This window comes from Streptomyces sp. NPDC047072, from assembly GCF_040643855.1.
Classification (GTDB): domain Bacteria; phylum Actinomycetota; class Actinomycetes; order Streptomycetales; family Streptomycetaceae; genus Streptomyces.
In genome coordinates, this window is record NZ_JBEYVC010000119.1 from 1 (window position 1) to 19,659 (window position 19,659).

16 protein-coding genes and 1 pseudogene are annotated in these 19,659 nt (G+C 68.1%); 9 read left to right on the plus strand and 8 right to left on the minus strand.

Annotation, left to right across the window (positions count from 1 at the left end; all coding sequences use genetic code 11):
• The 6 genes and pseudogenes from ABZ896_RS36030 to ABZ896_RS36055 form a co-directional block, all read left to right on the plus strand.
• A pseudogene (locus ABZ896_RS36030) lies at window positions 1-120 on the plus strand (GTP 3',8-cyclase MoaA); the annotation flags it as partial.
• Window positions 121-154: 34 nt separating this feature from the next.
• Window positions 155-406, plus strand: coding sequence for a hypothetical protein (locus ABZ896_RS36035; protein ID WP_360938561.1), 252 nt, complete (start codon window positions 155-157; stop codon window positions 404-406).
• A gap of 180 nt (window positions 407-586) precedes the next feature.
• Window positions 587-2,161, plus strand: coding sequence for a carboxylesterase/lipase family protein (locus ABZ896_RS36040; protein WP_360938564.1), 1,575 nt, complete (start codon window positions 587-589; stop codon window positions 2,159-2,161).
• 151 nt (window positions 2,162-2,312) lie between these two features.
• Entirely contained in the window at window positions 2,313-3,335 is a 1,023-nt protein-coding gene (locus ABZ896_RS36045) for an alpha/beta fold hydrolase (protein ID WP_360938568.1), read from the plus strand.
• Window positions 3,336-3,410: 75 nt separating this feature from the next.
• Entirely contained in the window at window positions 3,411-4,724 is a 1,314-nt protein-coding gene (locus tag ABZ896_RS36050; RefSeq protein ID WP_360938571.1) for an MBL fold metallo-hydrolase, read from the plus strand.
• A 465-nt stretch (window positions 4,725-5,189) separates the two neighbouring features.
• Window positions 5,190-7,475 carry an amidase family protein gene (locus ABZ896_RS36055; RefSeq protein ID WP_360938574.1) on the plus strand — a complete coding sequence of 762 codons (2,286 nt, stop codon included), beginning with the start codon at window positions 5,190-5,192 and terminating at the stop codon, window positions 7,473-7,475.
• Window positions 7,476-7,571: 96 nt separating this feature from the next.
• Here the strand turns inward: ABZ896_RS36055 and ABZ896_RS36060 are convergent, their stop codons facing one another.
• From ABZ896_RS36060 to ABZ896_RS36070, 3 genes are all read right to left on the minus strand, one after another.
• On the minus strand, window positions 7,572-8,024 hold the full coding sequence (locus tag ABZ896_RS36060) for a cupin domain-containing protein (RefSeq protein ID WP_360938577.1): 453 nt from the start codon (window positions 8,022-8,024) through the stop codon (window positions 7,572-7,574).
• A gap of 119 nt (window positions 8,025-8,143) precedes the next feature.
• Complete coding sequence (locus tag ABZ896_RS36065) at window positions 8,144-8,911, minus strand: SDR family oxidoreductase (protein WP_360938580.1); 768 nt, start codon at window positions 8,909-8,911, stop codon at window positions 8,144-8,146.
• 98 nt (window positions 8,912-9,009) lie between these two features.
• A complete protein-coding gene (locus tag ABZ896_RS36070) occupies window positions 9,010-10,449 on the minus strand; it encodes a sugar porter family MFS transporter (RefSeq protein WP_360938583.1) in 1,440 nt (479 codons plus the stop codon).
• A gap of 319 nt (window positions 10,450-10,768) precedes the next feature.
• Here ABZ896_RS36070 and ABZ896_RS36075 point away from each other — a divergent pair, with 319 nt between their 5' ends.
• Both ABZ896_RS36075 and ABZ896_RS36080 read left to right on the plus strand, forming a co-directional pair.
• Window positions 10,769-11,164, plus strand: coding sequence for a nuclear transport factor 2 family protein (locus ABZ896_RS36075; protein WP_360938586.1), 396 nt, complete (start codon window positions 10,769-10,771; stop codon window positions 11,162-11,164).
• 77 nt (window positions 11,165-11,241) lie between these two features.
• The gene (locus ABZ896_RS36080; RefSeq protein ID WP_360938589.1) at window positions 11,242-13,683 is read left to right on the plus strand and encodes a SpoIIE family protein phosphatase; all 2,442 of its coding nucleotides are present in this window, start codon (window positions 11,242-11,244) and stop codon (window positions 13,681-13,683) included.
• 26 nt (window positions 13,684-13,709) lie between these two features.
• On the opposite strand, the gene ABZ896_RS36085 is transcribed toward ABZ896_RS36080, so the two are convergent.
• The 5 genes from ABZ896_RS36085 to ABZ896_RS36105 all read right to left on the minus strand — a co-directional run bounded on the left by ABZ896_RS36085 (window position 13,710) and on the right by ABZ896_RS36105 (window position 18,594).
• Window positions 13,710-14,444 carry an IclR family transcriptional regulator gene (locus ABZ896_RS36085; RefSeq protein WP_360938592.1) on the minus strand — a complete coding sequence of 245 codons (735 nt, stop codon included), beginning with the start codon at window positions 14,442-14,444 and terminating at the stop codon, window positions 13,710-13,712.
• A 157-nt stretch (window positions 14,445-14,601) separates the two neighbouring features.
• Window positions 14,602-15,285, minus strand: a complete 684-nt coding sequence (locus ABZ896_RS36090; RefSeq protein ID WP_360938595.1) for an aspartate/glutamate racemase family protein — start codon at window positions 15,283-15,285, stop codon at window positions 14,602-14,604.
• Window positions 15,286-15,355: 70 nt separating this feature from the next.
• Window positions 15,356-16,237, minus strand: coding sequence for a class II fructose-bisphosphate aldolase (locus ABZ896_RS36095; protein ID WP_360938598.1), 882 nt, complete (start codon window positions 16,235-16,237; stop codon window positions 15,356-15,358).
• Window positions 16,237-17,670 carry a four-carbon acid sugar kinase family protein gene (locus ABZ896_RS36100; protein WP_360938601.1) on the minus strand — a complete coding sequence of 478 codons (1,434 nt, stop codon included), beginning with the start codon at window positions 17,668-17,670 and terminating at the stop codon, window positions 16,237-16,239. The genes ABZ896_RS36095 and ABZ896_RS36100 overlap by 1 nt, the downstream gene beginning before the upstream one ends.
• A gap of 87 nt (window positions 17,671-17,757) precedes the next feature.
• Window positions 17,758-18,594, minus strand: coding sequence for a hypothetical protein (locus tag ABZ896_RS36105; RefSeq protein WP_360938604.1), 837 nt, complete (start codon window positions 18,592-18,594; stop codon window positions 17,758-17,760).
• 230 nt (window positions 18,595-18,824) lie between these two features.
• Here ABZ896_RS36105 and ABZ896_RS36110 point away from each other — a divergent pair, with 230 nt between their 5' ends.
• Window positions 18,825-19,649 carry an SDR family oxidoreductase gene (locus ABZ896_RS36110; RefSeq protein ID WP_360938606.1) on the plus strand — a complete coding sequence of 275 codons (825 nt, stop codon included), beginning with the start codon at window positions 18,825-18,827 and terminating at the stop codon, window positions 19,647-19,649.
• The last annotated feature ends 10 nt before the right edge of the window (window positions 19,650-19,659 follow it).

Sequence of the window (19,659 nt, forward strand, 5' to 3'; positions counted from 1 at the left end):
CCGGACGAGGAGATCGCCCGCATCTGGCGCGAGGCGATGTGGGGCAAGAAGGCGGGCGCGGGCCTGGACGACCCGACCTTCGTCCAGCCGGACCGCCCGATGTCGGCCATCGGAGGCTAGACCGCAACGCTCCGAAACCAGAAAGAACGGTGGAGTGGAAAATCAGACACCATCTGAAAATGAAACCCCTCCTGGGGCATCGGAGGGTGACGATGTCGGCAGGTTCGCCATCGGGGTCATCGTTCTGACATCAACCGCCATGACCCTGTTGGCTGAACTCGCATTCACCGTCTTCGGGGCGGGGTTGAAGGAAACGGCAATGGCTGGCGCGAGCGCATTCGGTGGCACCTTCGGGGTCGGCTACATCGTCGCCAAGAGGTCGGGATATATCGGAACTGACGGTTAGGGCTTGCCCTCTGCCCTGTTGCCATGAACTGGACAATCGAGGGGGGATGCATCTTTCCCTCCCAGCTGAGCGAGAGTCATGGCAACGTTGCTGATCATGAATGTGCCGACATCTTTTGTCGCGCCGCCGATTCCGGCTTCATTGCTATCTCCATGCAGCCGACAAGTGAGGAGAACTCCGTTGGGACAGAATCTTCGGCGTAGAGGCTTTCTGGGACTGACTGGCGCGGGCGTCGCCGGGGTGGCGCTCGGGGCAGGTGGCTTCACCCCGTCCAGTGCCCTGGCCAGCCCCCGCGGTGCCCGGAACACCGGGTCACTCGTCGTTGCCACGCGCTCGGGCAAGGTGCGGGGCGTCGAGCAGAGCGACGGCGTGCTGGTCTGGAAGGGCGTACCCTACGCCGCTCCGCCGGTCGGACCGCTGCGCTTCGCTCCGCCACAGCGGGTGCCGTCGTGGACCGGGGTGCGCGACGCGACCGAGTACGGTCCTGCCTCGCTCCAGATTCCGCCGCTGCCCGGGGTGCCGGAGGTCCCGGGCCAGAGTGAGGACAGCCTGTACCTCAATGTCTGGTCCCCGTCGACCAAGGGGAAGCGCCCGGTGATCGTATGGATCCACGGGGGCGCTTTCGTCGCGGGGCGGAGCAGCGACCCAACGTACGACGGAGAGCACTACGTACGGCGGGACTGCGTCCTGGTCACGCTGAACTACCGCCTGGCGGCCTTCGGAAGCCTCTACCAGCCCGATCGCCCCGGTTCGGGAAACCTGCGGCTGCTTGATCAGATCGCCGCGCTGCGGTGGGTACGCGACAACATCGCCGCTTTCGGCGGTGACCCGTCCTCCGTCACGGTCATGGGGGAGTCGGCGGGTGCCATGTCTCTCGGCGCGCTGCTCGGCGCCCCGAAGGCGCGGGGACTGTTCCGCCGCGCCATCGTGCAGAGTGGCGGCCCGCGCCCCACCCACACCGCCGAGTTCGCCTCCGCGACCCGAGAGGCGGTCCTGCGCTTCCTCGGGATCACAGACGCCTCGCGCCTGACGACGGTCCCGGCCGCCGACCTGGTCGAAGCCTCCGCGCAGGTATGGGGCGACCCCCAGCTCCTGGAGCCGTTCCCCCACGTCATCGACGGGGCGGTGCTGCCGGAGCACCCGTTGGCAGCCGTGGGCGGTGGTGTCGACCTGATGATCGGCACCTGCGCCCAGGAGTCCGAGTTGTTCATGGGCTCGCCCCTCCTCGCCGGGCGCTTCGAGAGCCTCGCCCGCCGGGCGACGGGCGAGCGCGCCTGGGAGCGCATTCTCCGGGTCTACGAGGACACCGCCGTTCCAGGGCACACGACCCTCAACGACGTACTCAGCGGCTGGTTCGTCGTCATGCCCTCGGTGTACCTCGCCGAGCACGCCCACCGTGCCGGCGCACGCGTGTGGCAGTACACCTTCGACTACGCCGGAGCCAGCGCCAACGGGGCCTGGCACGGCTCGGACGTCCCGTTCACGTTCGGGAACTTCGGACCGGGCGACTTCGGCGCGCCCCAGCTGTCCGATCCCGCGACGGCGCGTGACCTGTCCTCGAAGATGATCGACTCCTTCATCGCGTTCGCGCGCAAGGGCACGCCCGCGACCTCGGCACTGCCTGTCTGGCCGGCCTTCACCCCGCGCCGCCGGGCGTGCCTTTCGTTCGACGCGGAGCCGCGCCTGGTCCGTGACCGCCTTGCCCACGCGCGGCGCGAGGCGTGGGCGGGTGTTGATCCCTACGCCGTGGCCTGATTCGCCGTGGCCGCCGTCGATCGAAGGCGGCCACGGCCCGGCGATCGGTCGCTCGTACCGATTCGCCCCGAAGGCCTGATCGCGGCGTTGCCATCCGTGGAATGCACTGAGCATCGAGTCCACCAAGATCACCCTGGAGAGGAGCCGACAGATGTCGAGATCCGACGACCTCGGCGTGCACACCACGGCCGGTGCCGTGAGCGAGCGAGACGAGCAGACGAAGACCATCAGTCGGCGCCAACGGCTTGCGCCGTGGCGCGGTGGCCACCAGGTTGCCGCGGTCGTTGGCCTGTTGGCCCTGCTGGTGGTGAGCGGCTGCAGCTCCGGCGGTGCCGCGTCGGGGGGCACCCGGACCTCTGTCGAGACGGCGGAAGGAACACCGAACCCCACCGACGCGGCCACGGACGGGGGGCCTGCCCGATCGCAGTCGATCGCGCTGACCCGCGACGGCATCCGCTTGGTCGGCACCCTCGAAGTCCCCGCGCTCAAGGCCGGGCAGAAGGTGCCGCTGGTGATCGTCATGCACGGGCTCACCGGCAGCCAGGACGTGCCGGTGGTGCGCGCCACGGCCCAGGCCCTGCGGGAAGCGGGAATCGCCAGCATCCGATTCGACTTCGACGGCCATGGCGCCAGCGGCGGCGACATGGTCGACATGACCGTGCCCAAGGAGGTCGCGGACGCCCGGAGCTTCTACGACTACGCCCGTGCACTGCCTTTCGTCTCCACGATCGGCCTCGTCGGCCACTCGCAGGGCGGAGCTGTCGCCGCGCTGCTGGCCGGGCAGCTACGGGACAGGGTCACCGCACTCGCGCTGCTGGCGCCCGCGACCACCATTCCCGAAGGCGCGCGCTCGGGGAACATGGGCGGCACCCGGTACGACCCGGACGACCCGCCGGAGTCCATCTCCATGTTCGGTGTGCAGATCGGCCGCGACTATCTCGTCACCGCGCAGACCCTCCCGATCGACGAGGTCCCCTCCCGCTACACCGCGCCGGTCAGCATCATCCACGGCTCCGACGACGCGATCATTCCTCCGAGCGCATCCGAGGCCTACGCCTCCCGTTTCCGGGACGGCGAACTGCATCTGCTCGCCGGTCAGGACCACGAGTTCAGCCGGAACCCCGACCAGCCGGCCGAGCTGGTCGCCCGCTTCATGAACGCGCACCTGCGCTGACCGAGACGTGTAACTGCCCTGCTCCTCTCCCTTTTTGAAAGACGCCGACGTGATACGCGCAGAAGGACCGACGTGGTGATCGCACGACTGAATGAGGACGGCGACTCCACCGTCTCGAACCCACCCGAGGACGGCGAGGCCGAGTTGGCTCCGCGTCGGCCACGACGCTGGCGGCGGCGGATCGGCTGGGCCGTGGTCGTAGTCGGCGTACTGATCGTGATCACAGTGGTCGGTGGTCTGATCTACGTGCGCACCACACCGTTCGGTGCGTCTCCGTCCGGCGACCGGCAGGCCAGGATCGAGCGGTCACCGCAGTGGCACGACGGCGAGTTCAGGGACCCCCAGCCGCTGTGGATGTCCCCGAGGGCACCGCTCGCAGGGACGATCTTCGACGGCGACAGCAGCGATACCAGTAGCCCGAATCAGCCTCTCCACATCGCGCCGACCGACACCAGCCTGTTGGACGATCCGCCGGCGGACGGACTGCGTATCACCTGGTTCGGCCACTCGTCGACGCTGATGGAGATCGACGGAACCCGAGTGCTGATCGACCCGTTCTGGGGAGAACAGGCAGGGCCGAACGGCCTGTTCGGCCGTAAGCCGTTCTACCCGGCGCCCGCCGCGCTTGCCGATCTCGGCCCGGTGGATGTCGTGGTCATCTCGCACGACCACTGGGATCATCTCGACCAACCGACCATCAGCGCGATGTCCGGCTGGTCGCACACCACCTTCGTGGTGCCCTTGGGAATCGGAGCGGACCTGGAGCGGTGGGGCGTCCCCACGCAGCAGATTCGCGAACTCGACTGGTGGCAGACCACCAAGGTCGGCTCCCTGGAACTCGTCTCCACGCCCGCCCGGCACAACTCGGGCCGAGACCCGCTGCGCAGCAACGAGACCCTTTGGTCGGGGTGGGCGCTGCGTGGCCCGCAGCACCGGGCGTGGTACTCAGGAGACACCGGATACTTCCCCGATCTCGAGCGGATCGGCGAACGCCTCGGGCCGTTCGACGTGACTCTGATCGAATCAGGGGAGTACGACTCGGACTGGCCGGACCAGCACCTGGGACCGGAACTCGCCGTGCGCGCGAACGAACTGGTGGGCGGCAGGCTGATGATTCCGGTGCACTGGGGACTCTTCAATCTCGCGCCGCACAGCTGGACCGAACCGGTCGAGCGGGTGCGAGCGGAAGCGGAATGCCAGAAGCAGAGTTACCTGGTGCTCGTCCCGGGGGTGCCGACGGAGCCGACCGCGGACGCCGCGGCCGCGCAACGGCAGTGGTGGCCGAAACTGCCGTGGCGCACCGCGGCGGAAGCACCGATCAACCCGACGGTCGACGGCGATCCGGACGAGCGGGTCGACTTCGTTCCGTGTGTGTTGGGTGGCCGGTAGGGCAAGGGCCCGGAGTTCGAGGCGAGCCCGGACGAATCGGCGAGCCATCGGACGGGCTCCAGACAGGGAGAAAAATCTCCCCCTCACTTTCCCGCCGAAAGATGAAATGATCCGGCCGCACGACTACCAAGGGCCGCGCGGCCGTTGTTAACGCCCCTGAAATCTAAAGGAAATTGCCTTAAGTCTTACCTCTTCATAACCTGCGAGTCCCCCACACGCTTCGAGCAGGATCTCTCTGAAGAGGAAATCCCCGTGTTCAAAATGAGAACAACCGCGTCGGGGCTGCTGGCTTCGGTCGTGACGCTGGTCGTGGGTATAGGCGTGCCCAGCGCTTCGGCATACACCCCGGTACCCGTGACCTCAGGCGACAGATGGAACGTCAACGACGCGGCGATCCCGGGCATCGATACCGGCAGCATAAGAAGCACGACAGCAAACGCACTGCTGGGCTACGGCGGAATCCGCATGAGCGTGGCGAAGTCCAGCAATCCGCTCGACGGAATACTTCTGCGTGGCTTCGGAATAGCGCAGGAAGGCGGGAACGCATTCAACAGCAGCCACCCCGTCGTACTCGACGGGATCGCCGTCGAGCGTAAACTCGTCATCAATCCGGGCGACAGCTACGGAAGGTTCTTCGACACCTTCACGAACACCACCAAGAAGCGGCAACTCGTGGATGTCGCCTTCGGTGGGCAGCTGGGATACAACACCGGAGCGAACCAGAGCGCTGTCGCCTCGACGTCGTCCGGTGACCGGACGGTCTCCGGCGAGGACGGATGGGCGGAGTGGTACACGCCCTCGGCCGGCACCGGTTCGGCGAGCTTCAACGGGCCGTCGGCCACGACCATCGGCTCCCCCGGCTACGCCGGAAGCCTGAGCCGGGTGGGGAACTTCCTGCGGAATCCCTTCAAGAACCCGCTGCCGACGGCGGGTGACGAGGCGAACCACCCCGGTTTCGTCAACCGGCTGGAGCTCGCACCGGGACAGAGCCTCTCCCTGCTGCACTTCGTGGTCACGGGGCTGTCGGAGAGCCGCGCACTCAGCAGCGGAGCGGCGATCCCGGCAGCGGGTTCGCAGGTGAGCGCCGTCGCCGCCACGGCCTCCCGCCTGACCCGGTCCCCGGATCTGTCCGGGCTGTCCGGAGCGGAGATCTGCTCACTGGCGAACTATGAACTGTCCGGGCTGAAGGCTCCCGGTTTCCACGCGCCGGACTGCCGGACCCTGAGGCAGAAGCCGCTCAAGGGAGCCGGGACCGGCGCGGTCACGGTCCCGGTGGTGACGACGAGCTCGAAGTACAACGTCGTCGGCAAGACGATCACCCAGCTGCTCACGGACATGAAGGCGGACAGGACGAACGCCGCGCAGATCACCCGCGCCTACCTCGACCGGATCTCCGCGTACGACCGGGGCCCCCTCGGCCTGCATTCGGTCATCACCGTCGCGTCCGACGCCATGACCCAGGCCCGGGCCGCCGACGTCGCCCGGGCCCACGGCGACAAGCGCCCGCTGCTGGGCATTCCCATCCTGGTGAAGGACATCATCGACACCAAGGACATGCCGACGACGGGCGGTTCGCTGGTCTTCGACGGTTACCGTCCCACCAAGGACGCCTGGCAAGTGGCCAAGCTGCGCGAGGCCGGCGCGATCATCCTCGGCAAGGCCAACCTCTCGGAATTCGCGAACAGCGGGTTCTACAGCGAAAGCGCGTACGGCCAGGTGTGGAACGCCTTCGACCCGTCCCGCAGCTCGATCGGTTCGAGCGGCGGATCCGCCGTGGCGGTCGCGTCGAGCTTCGCCGCCGCCGCGCTGGGCACCCAGACGGGCGACTCGCTGTGGGGACCCTCCGGCGCCGCCAGCCTCGTGTCCCTGCGTGGCACGGACGGCATGGAGAGCGGTCAGGGCACCATGCCGCTGACCGTCGTCCAGGACTACGTGGGTTTCATCTCCCGCTCGGTCCAGGACCAGGCGCTCCTGCTCAACGCCACGGCCGTGGACAACCCTGACGACCCGCTGGACGACGTCTCGAACGGTCACCGCCCGAAGAACTGGACGACGGGTCTCACGGCAGGAGCCCTCAAGGGCAAGGTGATCGGCGTCCCCGCCTCCGCGTTCAACGACCCGTTCGGCACGACGGAGACCAGCGACGCGCTCAGGGCACAGTTCGACCAGTTCCGCCGAGCGGGTGCGACGATCCGGACGATCAGCGACGCGCCCGCGGCTCCAGCGCGCACGTACGCGGGCGACACCAACTACGAGGGCTGGCGGGAATGGATCGCCGACCACCCGAACAGCCCGTACACGGATCCGCTGCAGATCATCCAGAGCCCGCTGAGGCTGCCGTACAACCGGACGACCGGCCCCTACACCGGCGCCGGTGCGATGTCGGCCCAGGACATCGCGAACATGCAGACCTGGCGCGCCGGATACCGGCAGTCCCTGGAGGCGTGGATGCAGCAGGAGGGAGTCGACGCCGTCCTGGACCCGACGGAGCTCAGCGACATCCACCTCAACGACTCCGTGGGCAACAGCTTCGGGCGCCGGGACCCGCAGTCGTCCGCTTCCGGAGTGCCCACCGTCATCTTCCCGGCCGGCGTGAACAGCCACAACCAGCCGATCGGCTTCCAGCTCCAGGGCAGGGCGTTCCAGGATCCGGAGCTCATGGGCATGGCGTACGCCTTCGAGCTCTTGGCGCAGGGGCATGTCGAGCCGACCGTGACTCCGGCCCTCAAGTACGGCCCCGGCACCCCGTAGTACTTCGAAAAGCTGACGCTTTAGACAATTGAGGCCAGGGCCACGGGTATCCCGTGGCCCTGGCCGTACGGCGCTGTGTTCGGGGTATATGCAGGCTCAGCGAATCGCGCTGATGTGAACAGCCGAGACCACGCAGGGCTTGTCCGTCCGATTCCGCCAGGCGTGCTTGGTGCCGCGCTGAACGATCGTGTCGCCCTGCCGCATGATCGTCTCGCCGGTTTCGAGGAGAACGCAGGCCTCCCCGGAAATCACGGTGACGATGTCGATCGTGTCCGTGGTGTGCATGCCGGGGGCGTCCGCAGGGTCAACCGCGTCGCCGGCTCCCGACTCCGCCAGGATCCGCGCATAGCCGCCCTCGTAGTCCCATTCGCTGTCGGGAGCGAAGGCCGTGATCACGTAGTTGTAGCCGGCCGGTGGCGGTGGGATGACCGCGGCGTCGCCGGGGCCGTTCGGCGCCGTCACCTTCGTCGGCACCTGCGTCGCCTGCCACAGCTGGTTGCGGGTGTAGCCGTCGGCGACGAGGCGGTCGGCCGTCGGAGCGTCACTCACGAAGGTCGACCTGCCGTCGGCATCGAGTCCGGTGACAATCAGGCGCGACTGAAATCGGCGGTGTTCCCCAGCCATGAATGTGGTCCTCTCCGTTGTGTGGTCTGTACTGCCGTCGGCCGTCAGAAGCCGACGGTCTGGCCGCCGTCGACGACCATGGCGTGACCGGTCGCAAATCCGCCGAGATCAGAAGAGAGCCAGAGCACCGCGGAGGCGATCTCCTCGGGGGAGCCCATCCTGCCCACGGGTTCCTGACCGATCACGCGGGCCCGGCCCTCGGGGGTGCCGCCGGAGAAGCGGTCCATCATCGGCGTTTCGATGATGCCCGGACAGATCGCATTGACCCTGATGCCCTGCGCGGCATAGTCCAGCGCCGCCGATTTCGTGAGGCCGATCAGCCCGTGCTTGGCCGCGACGTACGCGGCCTGCCCCCGGATACCGACGACCCCTGCGCCGGATGAGGTGTTCACGATGGCGCCGCCCCCGTTCTGGAGCATGGCGGGGATCTCGTACTTCATACACAGGAAGGCGCTGCGCAGGTCGATGTCGAGTATGCGTGACCACTCGTCCTCGGAGATGTCGACGAGAGGCGCCGGCGGCTGTTCGACACCGGCGTTGTTGAACGCGATGTCGAGGCGACCGAACTCCTGGACCGTCTGGTCGACAGCGCCCTGTATGTCGCTGGAAGAAGTCACGTCGCATTTGACGGTGAGTACCCTCCCGCCGTGCTCGGCGACGAGCCGGGCGGTCTCTTCGTTGCCGACCGTGTTGATATCGGCGACGACAACATCCGCGCCTTCGGCAGCGAACGCGATCGCCGTAGCGCGGCCGATACCGCTGCCGGCGCCGGTGACGAGGGCGACCTTTCCGGCGAACCTGCGTTCAGTCATTTTTCCGATCTCACTTTCTGTCATTTTGGAAATCGGTATCTGCCGATCCGGTAGGCCGGGTCGGCAGATACCGAAGAGGTGGTGCGGGCAGTAACGGGTCAGGAGTGACGAGTGGCTGCGCCGCTGTAACGCTCGCGCAGTTCGACTTCGAGCTCTTCCAGGGTCCGACCCTTGGTTTCCGGAATGTAACGGAATGCAAAGAGTGCCGCCAGCACGTTGAGCACCAGGAATCCGGAGAAAACCGCCACTGAACCGTACTTGTCGGCGAGGATCGGGAAGAGGAAGGAAATCAGGGAGTTGGCGACCCAGAGACCGCCGAGGGAAGCGCCCATGGCGAACCCGCGGATCGGCAGTGGGAACAGCTCCGAGAGCACGAGGAAGCCTGTAGTGCCCAGGAAGGTCACCATGGACGCCGTCACCAGCAGCATGAACGCCAGGATCAGGTCCGAGCGCAGGTTCGAGTCGGGCAGCAGGTAGGTGAGGAGGAGGCCCAGGTGGGAGGCGGCGACGCCGCCGAAACCGAGCAGCATCATCCTGCGGCGCCCCATCACACCGAGAATCCACATGCCCACGACCGTGAAGACGATCATCGCGATTCCGACGGTGACGGAGGCGAGCAGTGACGCGGAGCGGGTGAGGCCGGAATTCTCCAGCACGGTGGGTGCGTAGTACATGACCACGTTGATGCCGGTGGTCTGCTGAGCCATGGCCAGGATGATGCCGATCACGATCAAGCGCTTCATCCATGGCTCGCTGCGGAGGGTGGCGAAGACGGAGAACTTGCCCTTGATCTCGTCCGCTTCGACGATGGCCGTGATCTGCTCGTACTCGGCTTCGACCCGGTTGGCGCTGTGCGCCCGCTCCAGAGTGCGTCGCGCCTCGGACCACATCTGCTTGCTCGCGTACCAACGAGGGGTGTCGGGCAGGGTGAGCATGCCGATGAGCAGCGCGGCCGCCGGAACGACGGCGATACCGAGCATGTAGCGCCACACGACCCGGTCGTTGATCGTGTTGGCGAGTACCGCGTTGGTGACAAATGCCATGAACAGGCCGATGACCAGCATGAGCTGGTTCACCGTGACGATGCGGCCTCGCTGGGAGGCCGGCGCCAGTTCGGCGAGATAGAGCGGTACGACGACGGAGGCGGCGCCGACGGCGTAGCCGAGCGCGATGCGCGCCACGATCAGAACGGGGACGTTGGGTGCCAGGGCGCACGCGACCGTGCTCACGAGGAAGATCACGCCGGCGATTACCAGAGACCTTTTCCGCCCCAGACGGTCGGCGATGGGGCCGCCCAGAAGGGCACCTGTCGTGGCACCCGGGAAGAGCAGTGACGTGACGACCAGGCCCTCGGTGACCGCGGTGAGGTGGAAGCTCTCACGGAGGTACACCAGCGCGCCCGCGATGACGCCGGTGTCGAAACCGAAGAGCAGGCCGCCCAGGCTGGCGATCACGGTGAGGCGGAACAGGAACGTTCTCGGGTCTTCGCGTCCCCCTGCGGGGGGTGCGGCCGGCCTGGAGGTTGAGTTGACGGACATGAAGTCTCCCGCACGGGTCGATCGCCATTGTTCGGTCATGCGTCTTGCTGCCATTGGCCTGGGGTTCGAAGCCCGGCGGGCGTGAACGCGAAAGCCTGTTGATGAACGGCTCGCTTGCGTCGAGATGGACCTTCTTGGTCAAGGCAAACGATCGGCTCGGCCTTGACGGGGCTGGTGCGAATCGCCGGCGGCTCGGCTGGGGCGGTGCACACACACTCTCGACGTGGTGAATCGGAAGATATCCTGCATTGTGGGACTCGGTCAATAGTATGGTTGGCTGCCCCGCCCGGGAATGTTCCGACAGAGAGGTCTGATCACCATGCGAGCGAGCACCGAGACGGTGAGGCTGCTGACCGAGTACTACGCGGCCATGGAGGCGAACAGCCCCCGCGAGTTCGGCTCCTACTACGCGGAGGACATGACGCTGACGTTCGGGAACAGCCCGGAGATCAAGGGGCGCGAGAACATCATTATGGCCTTCACCGCCAAGCTCGACGAGGTGCAGTCACTGGGACACGACCTCGTGAATGTGTGGGAGGAGGAGGGCGGGGTCGTCTTCTTCGAGTCCATCGGCCGCTGGACTCTCAGCAGCGGAGCGGTGATCGAGATCAAGGCGGCTTCCAAGATCACCATTGTCGACGGCAAGTTCGTCGATCAGCGCATCTACGTGGACAACGCCCCCGTGATCGAGGCGCTTGAGCGGGAAGACGGCTAGCTCAGGCCCGCAAGGATGTGTGTCGCCGCCCCCGTCACTATCATGGTCGGCACGGAACCTGGGTTGGACTGGTGTCGATGAGCGCATCCAACGCTTCCCGGGGCCTCGGCCCAGGAGCACGAGATCTGCTACGAGGGCCGAGCACCGCCGTAGTGTGCGTGGATGCCGACGGCATGATCTTCCTGTGGGGCCCGGAGGCGCAGTCGCTGCTGGGATACCGGGCTGACGAGATCTGCGGAACGCAAGCCGTCGAACTGCTGACGGTCCAGGAGGATCGGGACGCGGTACGTGCTGCTCACGAGCGTGGGCTGACGGGTCGGGTCTGGGACGGCGTCGTGGGCCTCAGACATCGCGACGGGCAGTCCGTGGAGACCGCGCTGAGCGTACGTCCCGTGGAACGAGCCGAAGGCCGGGCCGGATGGTCGGTCAGCGTCGCCGATGCCCGGGAGGCGGAGCGGGACTACGTGGACCGGGCGATCCTGGAGGCCCTGTTCAACCAGTCCCCGATCTCCGTCACGGTGATGGACGCCGAGCTGCGGCACCGCAGGGTGAACGCGGCAGCGGAGAGCATCACCGGCTTCGCCGCGGAGCAGCTCATCGGTCGGCACATCGGTGAACTCACCCCGAGAGGCGGTGTCGAGGAGATCGAGGGGGTGCTCCGGCGAGTGCGGGACACCGGCGAGCCGGTGCTCGACTTCAAGTTCGCCGGCTACGTTCCCTCCGACCCGGACCGGGAGCACGTGTGGTCCCTGTCGTCCTTTCGGCTGACCGACCCGGCCGGCGGGCTCCTCGGTATGTGCCAGACCTTCGTCGACGTCACCGAGGGGCACCGCGCCCAGCAGCGGCTGGCCCTGCTGGCCGAGGCGAGCGAGCGCGTCGGCAGCACCCTGGACGTGATGCGCACCGCGCAGGAACTGGCTGACACTTCTATGCCCGAGCTCGCGGACTTCGTCTCCGTCGACCTGTTGGAGGCAGCGGTGCGGGGCGAGGAATTGAACCCCGACGCCGTGAAAGGACGTGTACTGCTCCGTCGAGCCGGATTCCGTTCGGGCGGGCAGGGCTCCGCGGACGCTGCGTACCCCGTGGGCGACACCATGGTCCTCCACCCGGACATGGTGCAGGCCCGGTGCCTGGTGGAGGGGCGTTCCGTCCTGGCCTGTGGGGCGGGTACCGACGGCTGGCCGGACCTGGACGCACGCGTCGCGTCGAAGATGACCGAGCTCGGTGTCCACTCGCTGATGGTGGTGCCGCTCCAGGCTCGCGGCATCACGCTGGGAGTGGCCTCCTTCGGGCGTGCACCGACGTCTCAGCGGTACGACGACGGGGATCTGGCGCTGGCCGAGGAGGTCTGTTCACGCGCGGCCCTCTGCGTCGACAACGCCCGGCGCTACACCCGCGAACACAACACCGCCCTCGCCCTGCAGCGCAGTCTGCTGCCGCACGATCTGCCCGGCTACCTCGCGGTCGAGACGGCTCACCGCTACCTGCCGGCCGCCGCCCACGCAGGCGCGGGCGGGGACTGGTACGACATCCTGCCGCTGTCAGGCGCACGCGTCGGCCTGGTCGTGGGCGACGTCATCGGCCACGACCTGCACGCGGCGGCCATCATGGGACGGCTCCGGACGGCCGTGCACACCCTGGCAGCGCTCGACCTGGACCCGGACGAAGTGCTGACCCAACTCGACGACCTCGTGCTGCGCCTCATCCAGGAGGACCCCGACTGCCTGGGCGCCACGTGCCTCTACGCCGTCTACGACCCCGTCTCCCGCGTATGCGTCTTCGCCCGTGCCGGCCACCCGCCACCGGCGTTGGTTCAGCCCGACGGCACGGTGGAGTTCCTGCACGACATCCCGTCAAACCTTCCGCTGGGTGTGGGAGGCCTCCCCTTCGAGACGATCGAGCGGCAGCTCCCTGAAGGCACCGTGCTCGCGCTCTACACGGACGGCCTCGTGGAGGATCTGGGACAGGACATCGACAAGGGACTGGACCGGCTGGCCCATGTCCTGGCCGGCTCCGACGGATCTCTGGAGCAGCTGTGCCAGGACATGGTGGCCGTGACGGCGGAGCCCCGCGCGGACGACGTCGCCCTGCTCCTGGCCCGGACCCGGGCGTTGGAAGCCGAACGGGTCGTCTCCTGGGAGCTGCCCTCCGATCCGGCGCTCGTCGCCGATGCTCGCGCCCTCGCCGATCGCCGGCTCCTCGCATGGGGCCTGGAGCCGCTCTCCTTCACCACTGAGCTCATCGTCAGCGAACTGGTCACCAACGCCATCCGGCACGCCTGCGGACCCATCGCCCTGCGTCTCGTCTACGCGGAAACGCTCGTGTGCGAAGTGTCCGACGGCAGCCTGAGCGCTCCCCATCTGCGCCGCGCGCGCACCAACGAGGAGGGTGGCCGAGGGCTGTTCCTGGTGGCCCAACTCGGGTCCCGCTGGGGCACTCGCTACGGCCGAATGGGCAAGACCGTCTGGGTGGAACAGGCCCTGCCTGGCGCGGAAGCCGCAGGCGGCCGACCCGATTGACGCAGCCGGGCACGTGCCGCCGGTCGTCAGGATCCTTGCTTCTCCAGCAGGCGTTCCGAGATGGTCGCCGCGGCCTGCTTGATGGCCAGGACGGCATGCTCGACATCGACGTCGCGCCGCACCTTCTCCTCCCAGGCGACACCGACGCTGCCCAGTGCTGTCTTCTGATCGGTGAGAATGGGCGCCGCGACGCCGATGACGCCGGGGTTGAATTCCCCCACGGTCAAGGCGTAGCCGTCCTTCTTGATCTTTCCGAGGTTCGCGCGGAACGTGCTCCAGCTGTCGCCGAGCCCGGCGTTCTCGATCTCGGTGCGCTGGCGAGGGTAGATGGCCTTGAGACGGTGATGGGGAAGATGAGCCAGGATCACCTTCGAGATCGCGCCCTGGAACAACGGGCGCCGCTGCCCGCGGCTGAACCGGTTGGCGGGGCCCTGCGGGGCACGGCATTCGCCGACGCACAGGACCGAATCGCGGAACGCGGTGCACAGAAGAGCCGAGTGGCCGATCTTGTCCACGAGATCCTCCAGCACGCCATGGCTCGCCAGGAGCAGCGGGTCCGTCAGACGCATCTGGAGGTCCATCTCGATGATCCGCGGACCGAGGGTGTACTGGCCGCTGTACATGGCGTCGAGCAGTCCCGCCTCGTGCAGGGTCTTGATGTAGCGGTATCCCGTGGACCTGGAGGTTTCCAGAGCCTCAAGGATGTCGGCCGTCGACCACACGGGCTGCGCTTCGGTGAACAGCTCCAGGATGGAGAGCATCTTGGCCAGGCTCGCGCTACCTTGAGTCGCTGTCACAGTCATCTTTAAACATTATCCCACATAGTGGGATAATGTCAACGCGATGATCGATTCCACACCGTTCAGGAAGACGGCTTGGTGACGGCGCTCATGGCGGCCATCATAGTGCGCCCGGGGTTCAGGCCGTCCGCTCGCGCAGCACCCTCGCCGCGTCCTCCGCTCCGCTGCGCGGGCTGGACAGCACGGGCTTGCCGACGGCTTCCGCGATCGCGGGCGCCAGCCTGGCCATGGACGCCTGGGCCAGGACGATCGCGTCGACCTCCGAGGCCAGCGCCTTCGCTCCATCCAGCACCATCGCGTCGTGGCCGTCGCGGTCCCCGGACATGAGCACAGAGAAGGCGCCTTCACAGAGCCGCTGCTGGACAGTGATGTCGCGGCCGGCCGCCCGTGCCTTCTCCTCGACGAGGGCACAGGTCGGCGGCAGCGTCGTGGGGACCGTCGCCAGGACGCCGATGTTGTTCGCGGTCTCGACCGCCGACGCGGTCATCGCGTCGTCGATCTTGACGATCGGGACGGAGACCAGGCGTCGGGCCACATCAATGGCGGGTCCGAGCGAGGAGCAGGCGGAGAAGATGACGTCGGCCCCCGCGGACTCCGCGGCCTGGGCGAGGTGCACCATGCGCTGGGTGCTGGCGGGCGAGATCTCGCTCTCGCGCATCACGGTCGCGAGCACGTCGCTGTCGACGAAGTGCAGGACCTTGGCGTCCGGCGCGAACTCCGCGAGGTAGTCGTTGATGGCCGGCTCGACGGTCACGAAGACGAGGCTGGTGTGCAGCACGGCGATCTTGGGAGTGGTGGACATGGTGGCTCCTAAACGGCTTGGGGACGTACGACGGTCTTGTGTCGTCGGTGACCTGCGGTGCGGCTCACGGTCAGCGGACTGAGTCGAGGTCGCGCGTTGCCCCCTCGGCGTGGGGGCTCAGGCGGCCGATGACCTCCAGGGCGGCGTCCCGGACCGCGTCGCGGCCCGCCGCCCACAGGGAGACGACGTCGGAGCCGGGCAGCGTGGACGGGAGGACACCGCGGACGGCTTCGAGGTAGGCGCGGCGCAGTTCGGCGTTGACGTTGACCTTGGCGACGCCCCGGGCGAGGGCACCCTGGAGCTCCTCGGCGGGCAGGCCGCTGGCGCCGTGCAGGACGAGCGGGACCGGTACCGCCTGGTGGATCGTGGCCAGCCGCTGCAAGTCCAGGTGGACCGGGTTCTTGGTGAAGCCGTGGACGTTGCCGACGGCGACGGCGAGTGCGTCCACTCCCGTCGCGGCCACGAATTCTGCCGCCTGCCGCGGGTCGGTCATCGCCGCGGTCTGTGCGACGGCGTCGGTGGAGACGTCCTCGTCGCCGGCCAGGGCACCGAGTTCGGCCTCCACCCAGGCACCGTGGTCACGAGCCCGCCGCACCGCCTCCTTCGTCAACGCGATGTTCTCGGCGAACGGCAGATGGGAGCCGTCGACCATGACGGAGGTGTAGCCGGCCGCCAGGCAGGCGGTGATCTCGTCCAGGTCCCGGCTGTGGTCGAGGTGCACTCCGAGGCGGGCGCCGGAGTGCGCGGCGGCGTCCAGCGCCAGCCGCATCAGGGCCTCGCGTCCGGCGTGCTTGAAGGGGCTGGAGCCCGCCTGGATCAGTACGGGCCGCCCGGCGGCCTCGGCGGCGGCCGTGATGCCCTGGACCGTCTCCAGGTTGTAGGCGACGAACCCGGGCAGGGCCCGGCCGGTGGCCGCGGCCTCCTTGAGAGCGTCGGTTCCGTGCAGCAGCATCAGGCGCTCCTGAGCAGGTCGAGGGCATCGGCGAGGGCGTCATCGCCGCCGACGTTCCCGGCGAAGACGATGTAGGGGATGCCGGCGGCGGGGCCTTCCACCGGCTCCCAGAGCGAGACGATGCCGGGAAGGAGGGTGCCCCGGGCCCAGGCGCGGCGGATCTCCAGGCCGTGCGTGGCGGTGTCGCTGGAGGTGATCCCGCCCTTGGCGACGACGAAGGCGGGCCGCCGTGCCGCGTTGACCTGGCGTACGGCCTCGACGAGCGAGGCGGAGACCCGGCGGGAGATCGCGAGACTGTCGTCCGCGTCGGCACCCGTCACCAGGGTGCGGGAGGTGCTGATCACGGCGTCGGTCGAGTCCAGCGCGCCGGCCGCCGCGACCGCGATCTCGGTTATGTGGGCGTCACGCCGCTCCTCGTCGAGCAGGAGGGCGACGTCCAGCTCGTACTCGGCGATCCCGCCCCGCTCCCGCAGCCGGTCCAACTGCCGTGTCGTCAGGGCGACATGAGAGCCTACGACGATGAGGCCGTGCGGCGCGTCCCCGCGCAGCGGGCGCAGTTCGGCGGGGGTGAGCGGTGTCCGCGCCGCCTGTCCGGCGCGGGCCCTGACGAAGGACGGTCCGACCCGGTACAGCAGCCGCGTGCCGTTCTCCTCCGCCTCGGCGAGGGCCAGGGCGAGAACCCGCAGATCGTCGTCGCACACCGCGTCGATCACCGCCGTACGCCCGCCGCTCAGCGAGGACAGCAGCCGCGCGGTATGGGTCGGGCCGCCGCCGCGCAGGTCGTCGAGGGTGATGCGCAGCACCTCGTCGGCGGCCACCCGTCCGCCGGTCTTCTCCTCCACCCACTCCGGCAGCGACGAACGCCGGTAGCCGAAGGTGGCGTCGCGGGCGAACTCGCTCTCGCCGACCGGCAGCAGACCTTCGGCGGTCTGCATCCAGTGGTGGGAGTTCACGGTCAGGCGGCCCGCCTCGATGTAGGCGGGAACCAGCACGACCCCGTCCACCCCGCTGAGTTCCTCCGCCAACACGTCGGTCTCCAGCGGGAAGTGGCCGCGCAGGGTGGAGTCGCCGCGGCTCGCCAGGACGTACCCGATGCCCTCGGCCGCCGACGCCTCGCGGAGGGCGCGGACGACCTCACGGTTGCGGCTGGCGGCGTCCACGGGGGACAGGCTGCGCGTGTTGGTGAGGACGAAGAAGGCCGAGCTGTCCTGGCGCAGCGCCCAGCGCAGGTCCTCCACCGACCAGGACGTCAGGACCGGGACGTCGGCGACCGTCTGGGTGCCGGTCGGATCGTCGTCGAGGACGACGAGACGGGGGCCGCCGGATATACGGGCGGCCACTACCGCGGCGCTCACCTCGTGCACCGGAGGCAGCCCACCGAGCACCGCGTCCTCGGGGACGGGCCGCGACTGGGCATGCAGGGGTAGAGACATGGCGAATTCCTGGCCTGTTCCGAGTAGTTGGGGCACGGCCACGGGGCACCGCGCGGCCGTCGTGGCTGCGTGTTGCCCCGTGAAGAGTCAGAAGGTGTGCAGGACCATCCGCAGGAACTCGGTCGGCTCGACGGCCTCGACAGGAACCGGACCCTCGTTGGCGAGGAATTCGTACCCGGTCTCCGGGCCGTACTCGGCGCCGCCGGCCGACACCTTGCCGTCGATCTGGAACAGGATCTCGATGGACGGGAACTGGCCCGCCTGGTACACGGCGCCGGGCTCCAGGCGCACGAACCCGATGCGCAGATCGCGCTCGGTGAAGCGGCCCAGCCACTTCTCCCAGACACCCGCGTCACCCTTCAGCCAGTCGTAGGCCTCCGGGTCCATGGCGATGACATCGGTGTACCGCGGGGGCGCGAACTCGAGCTTGCCTCCCATGGCGTGCTCGAAGATCGCCAGCGAACCGTCCACGACCTGGGGCGCGCCGTCGGCGTCCGTGTAGTGGTACATGCCCTTCTTGAACTCGCCTGTCTTGGCCAGCTCGGCGTTGGTCGCCTCACGCTGGGCGACGCTCAGGTAGCCCTGACCGCTCGCGCCGCCGCACTGCAGCACCATGGTCCGCAGGCCCTCGGCCCGCTCCTGGGGGCCGTAGTGGACGCTCTCGGGGAAGTACCCGACCCATCCCTGCTTGAGCACGTCGGTCTCGGTGTAGGGCAGCTCGCCCTGTATGACGTAGCGGATCTGGTCGAAGTTGTGCCGGTGGCGAGGCGTCCGCCAGCCGCCACCACCCGTGAGGCCCATGTTCAGGTCGTAGTTGTTGGGCGTGCCGTCCTCGCCGAACAGCAGGTGCTTCTGGTCCAGCTTTCCCTCACGCATGCTTCCGACCTGCTCGACGTCGGTGTCGGATGCCTTGCCTACACGCATCGCTGCTCCCTCACGGAATCGCTGTCACCCCATGGCACAAACCGATGGGCTGCGATTGACGATATCCCACATTGCGGGATACTGTCCAACAGTCAGTAGGGGGTGCCTCCTGGCGCCCCACGGATGACGCTCGTCTGGCGGGGTGGACCAGGCGAGGCGCGAGTGCATGCGGCCGAGGCGGTATCGGCGCTGCACGCCCACCACGAAACGCGACGCCGGGAGGGCCGACCATGACGACGACACCCCTGACCCACGCTCCATACGACTCCGGAGTGCCGGCGTCCGCGCGGGACTTCAGCGTGGATGGGCGGGTGGTCATCGTCACCGGCGCCGCCCAGGGCATCGGCCGCGAGCTGGCACGCCAGTTCGCGGCGGCCGGAGCCCTTGCCGTGGTGGCCGACCTCGACATCGACAAGGCGGAGACCGTCGTCAAGGAGATTCACGACGACGGCGGTGTCGGCCTGGCCGTCAGGGTGGACGTGGCCGACGAGCCGTCCGTCACGGCGATGGTCGACACCGTCATCGAACGGTGGGGCCGCGTCGACGTGCTGATCAACAACGCCTCGATCTTCGCCACCATCGAGAAGGGGCCGTTCGACCAGATCCCCCTGGACCAGTGGGAACAGGTGCTGAGGGTCAACGTCACCGGGAGCTACCTGTGCGTTCGGGCGGTGGCCTCTCATATGCGCGCGGCCGGCTTCGGCCGCGTCATCAACATCTCTTCCGACGCCGTGACCCGAGGCACCGTCAACTACCTCCATTACGTCACCTCGAAGTCGGCACTGATCGGCATGACGAACTCGTTGGCGCGCGAGCTGGGCGGCCACGGGATCACCGTCAACTGCGTACGACCGGGCAGCGTCGCCACGGAGGTCGACCGCGCCGTCAATCCCACCGTCGAGGTCCGCGAGCGCGCGGCCTCACTGCAGTGCATACCGCGCGGAATGGTCCCGACCGACCTGGTCGGAATCATGTTCTTCCTGGCCACACCTGCGTCCGCGTTCGTCACCGGCCAGACGATCGCCTGTGACGGCGGCTACACCCACAGCAGTTGACCGGTCGGCC

Coding starts and splice junctions, on each gene's coding strand:
- ABZ896_RS36075 (WP_360938586.1), top strand. CDS start 10,769: ATGCGAGCGAGCACCGAGACGGTGAGGCTGCTGACCGAGTACTACGCG.
- ABZ896_RS36045 (WP_360938568.1), top strand. CDS start 2,313: ATGTCGAGATCCGACGACCTCGGCGTGCACACCACGGCCGGTGCCGTG.
- ABZ896_RS36095 (WP_360938598.1), bottom strand. CDS start 16,237: ATGCTGCTGCACGGAACCGACGCTCTCAAGGAGGCCGCGGCCACCGGC.
- ABZ896_RS36080 (WP_360938589.1), top strand. CDS start 11,242: ATGAGCGCATCCAACGCTTCCCGGGGCCTCGGCCCAGGAGCACGAGAT.
- ABZ896_RS36065 (WP_360938580.1), bottom strand. CDS start 8,911: ATGACTGAACGCAGGTTCGCCGGAAAGGTCGCCCTCGTCACCGGCGCC.
- ABZ896_RS36105 (WP_360938604.1), bottom strand. CDS start 18,594: ATGCGTGTAGGCAAGGCATCCGACACCGACGTCGAGCAGGTCGGAAGC.
- ABZ896_RS36085 (WP_360938592.1), bottom strand. CDS start 14,444: ATGCTCTCCATCCTGGAGCTGTTCACCGAAGCGCAGCCCGTGTGGTCG.
- ABZ896_RS36055 (WP_360938574.1), top strand. CDS start 5,190: ATGAGCGTGGCGAAGTCCAGCAATCCGCTCGACGGAATACTTCTGCGT.
- ABZ896_RS36110 (WP_360938606.1), top strand. CDS start 18,825: ATGACGACGACACCCCTGACCCACGCTCCATACGACTCCGGAGTGCCG.
- ABZ896_RS36070 (WP_360938583.1), bottom strand. CDS start 10,449: ATGTCCGTCAACTCAACCTCCAGGCCGGCCGCACCCCCCGCAGGGGGA.
- ABZ896_RS36090 (WP_360938595.1), bottom strand. CDS start 15,285: ATGTCCACCACTCCCAAGATCGCCGTGCTGCACACCAGCCTCGTCTTC.
- ABZ896_RS36100 (WP_360938601.1), bottom strand. CDS start 17,670: ATGTCTCTACCCCTGCATGCCCAGTCGCGGCCCGTCCCCGAGGACGCG.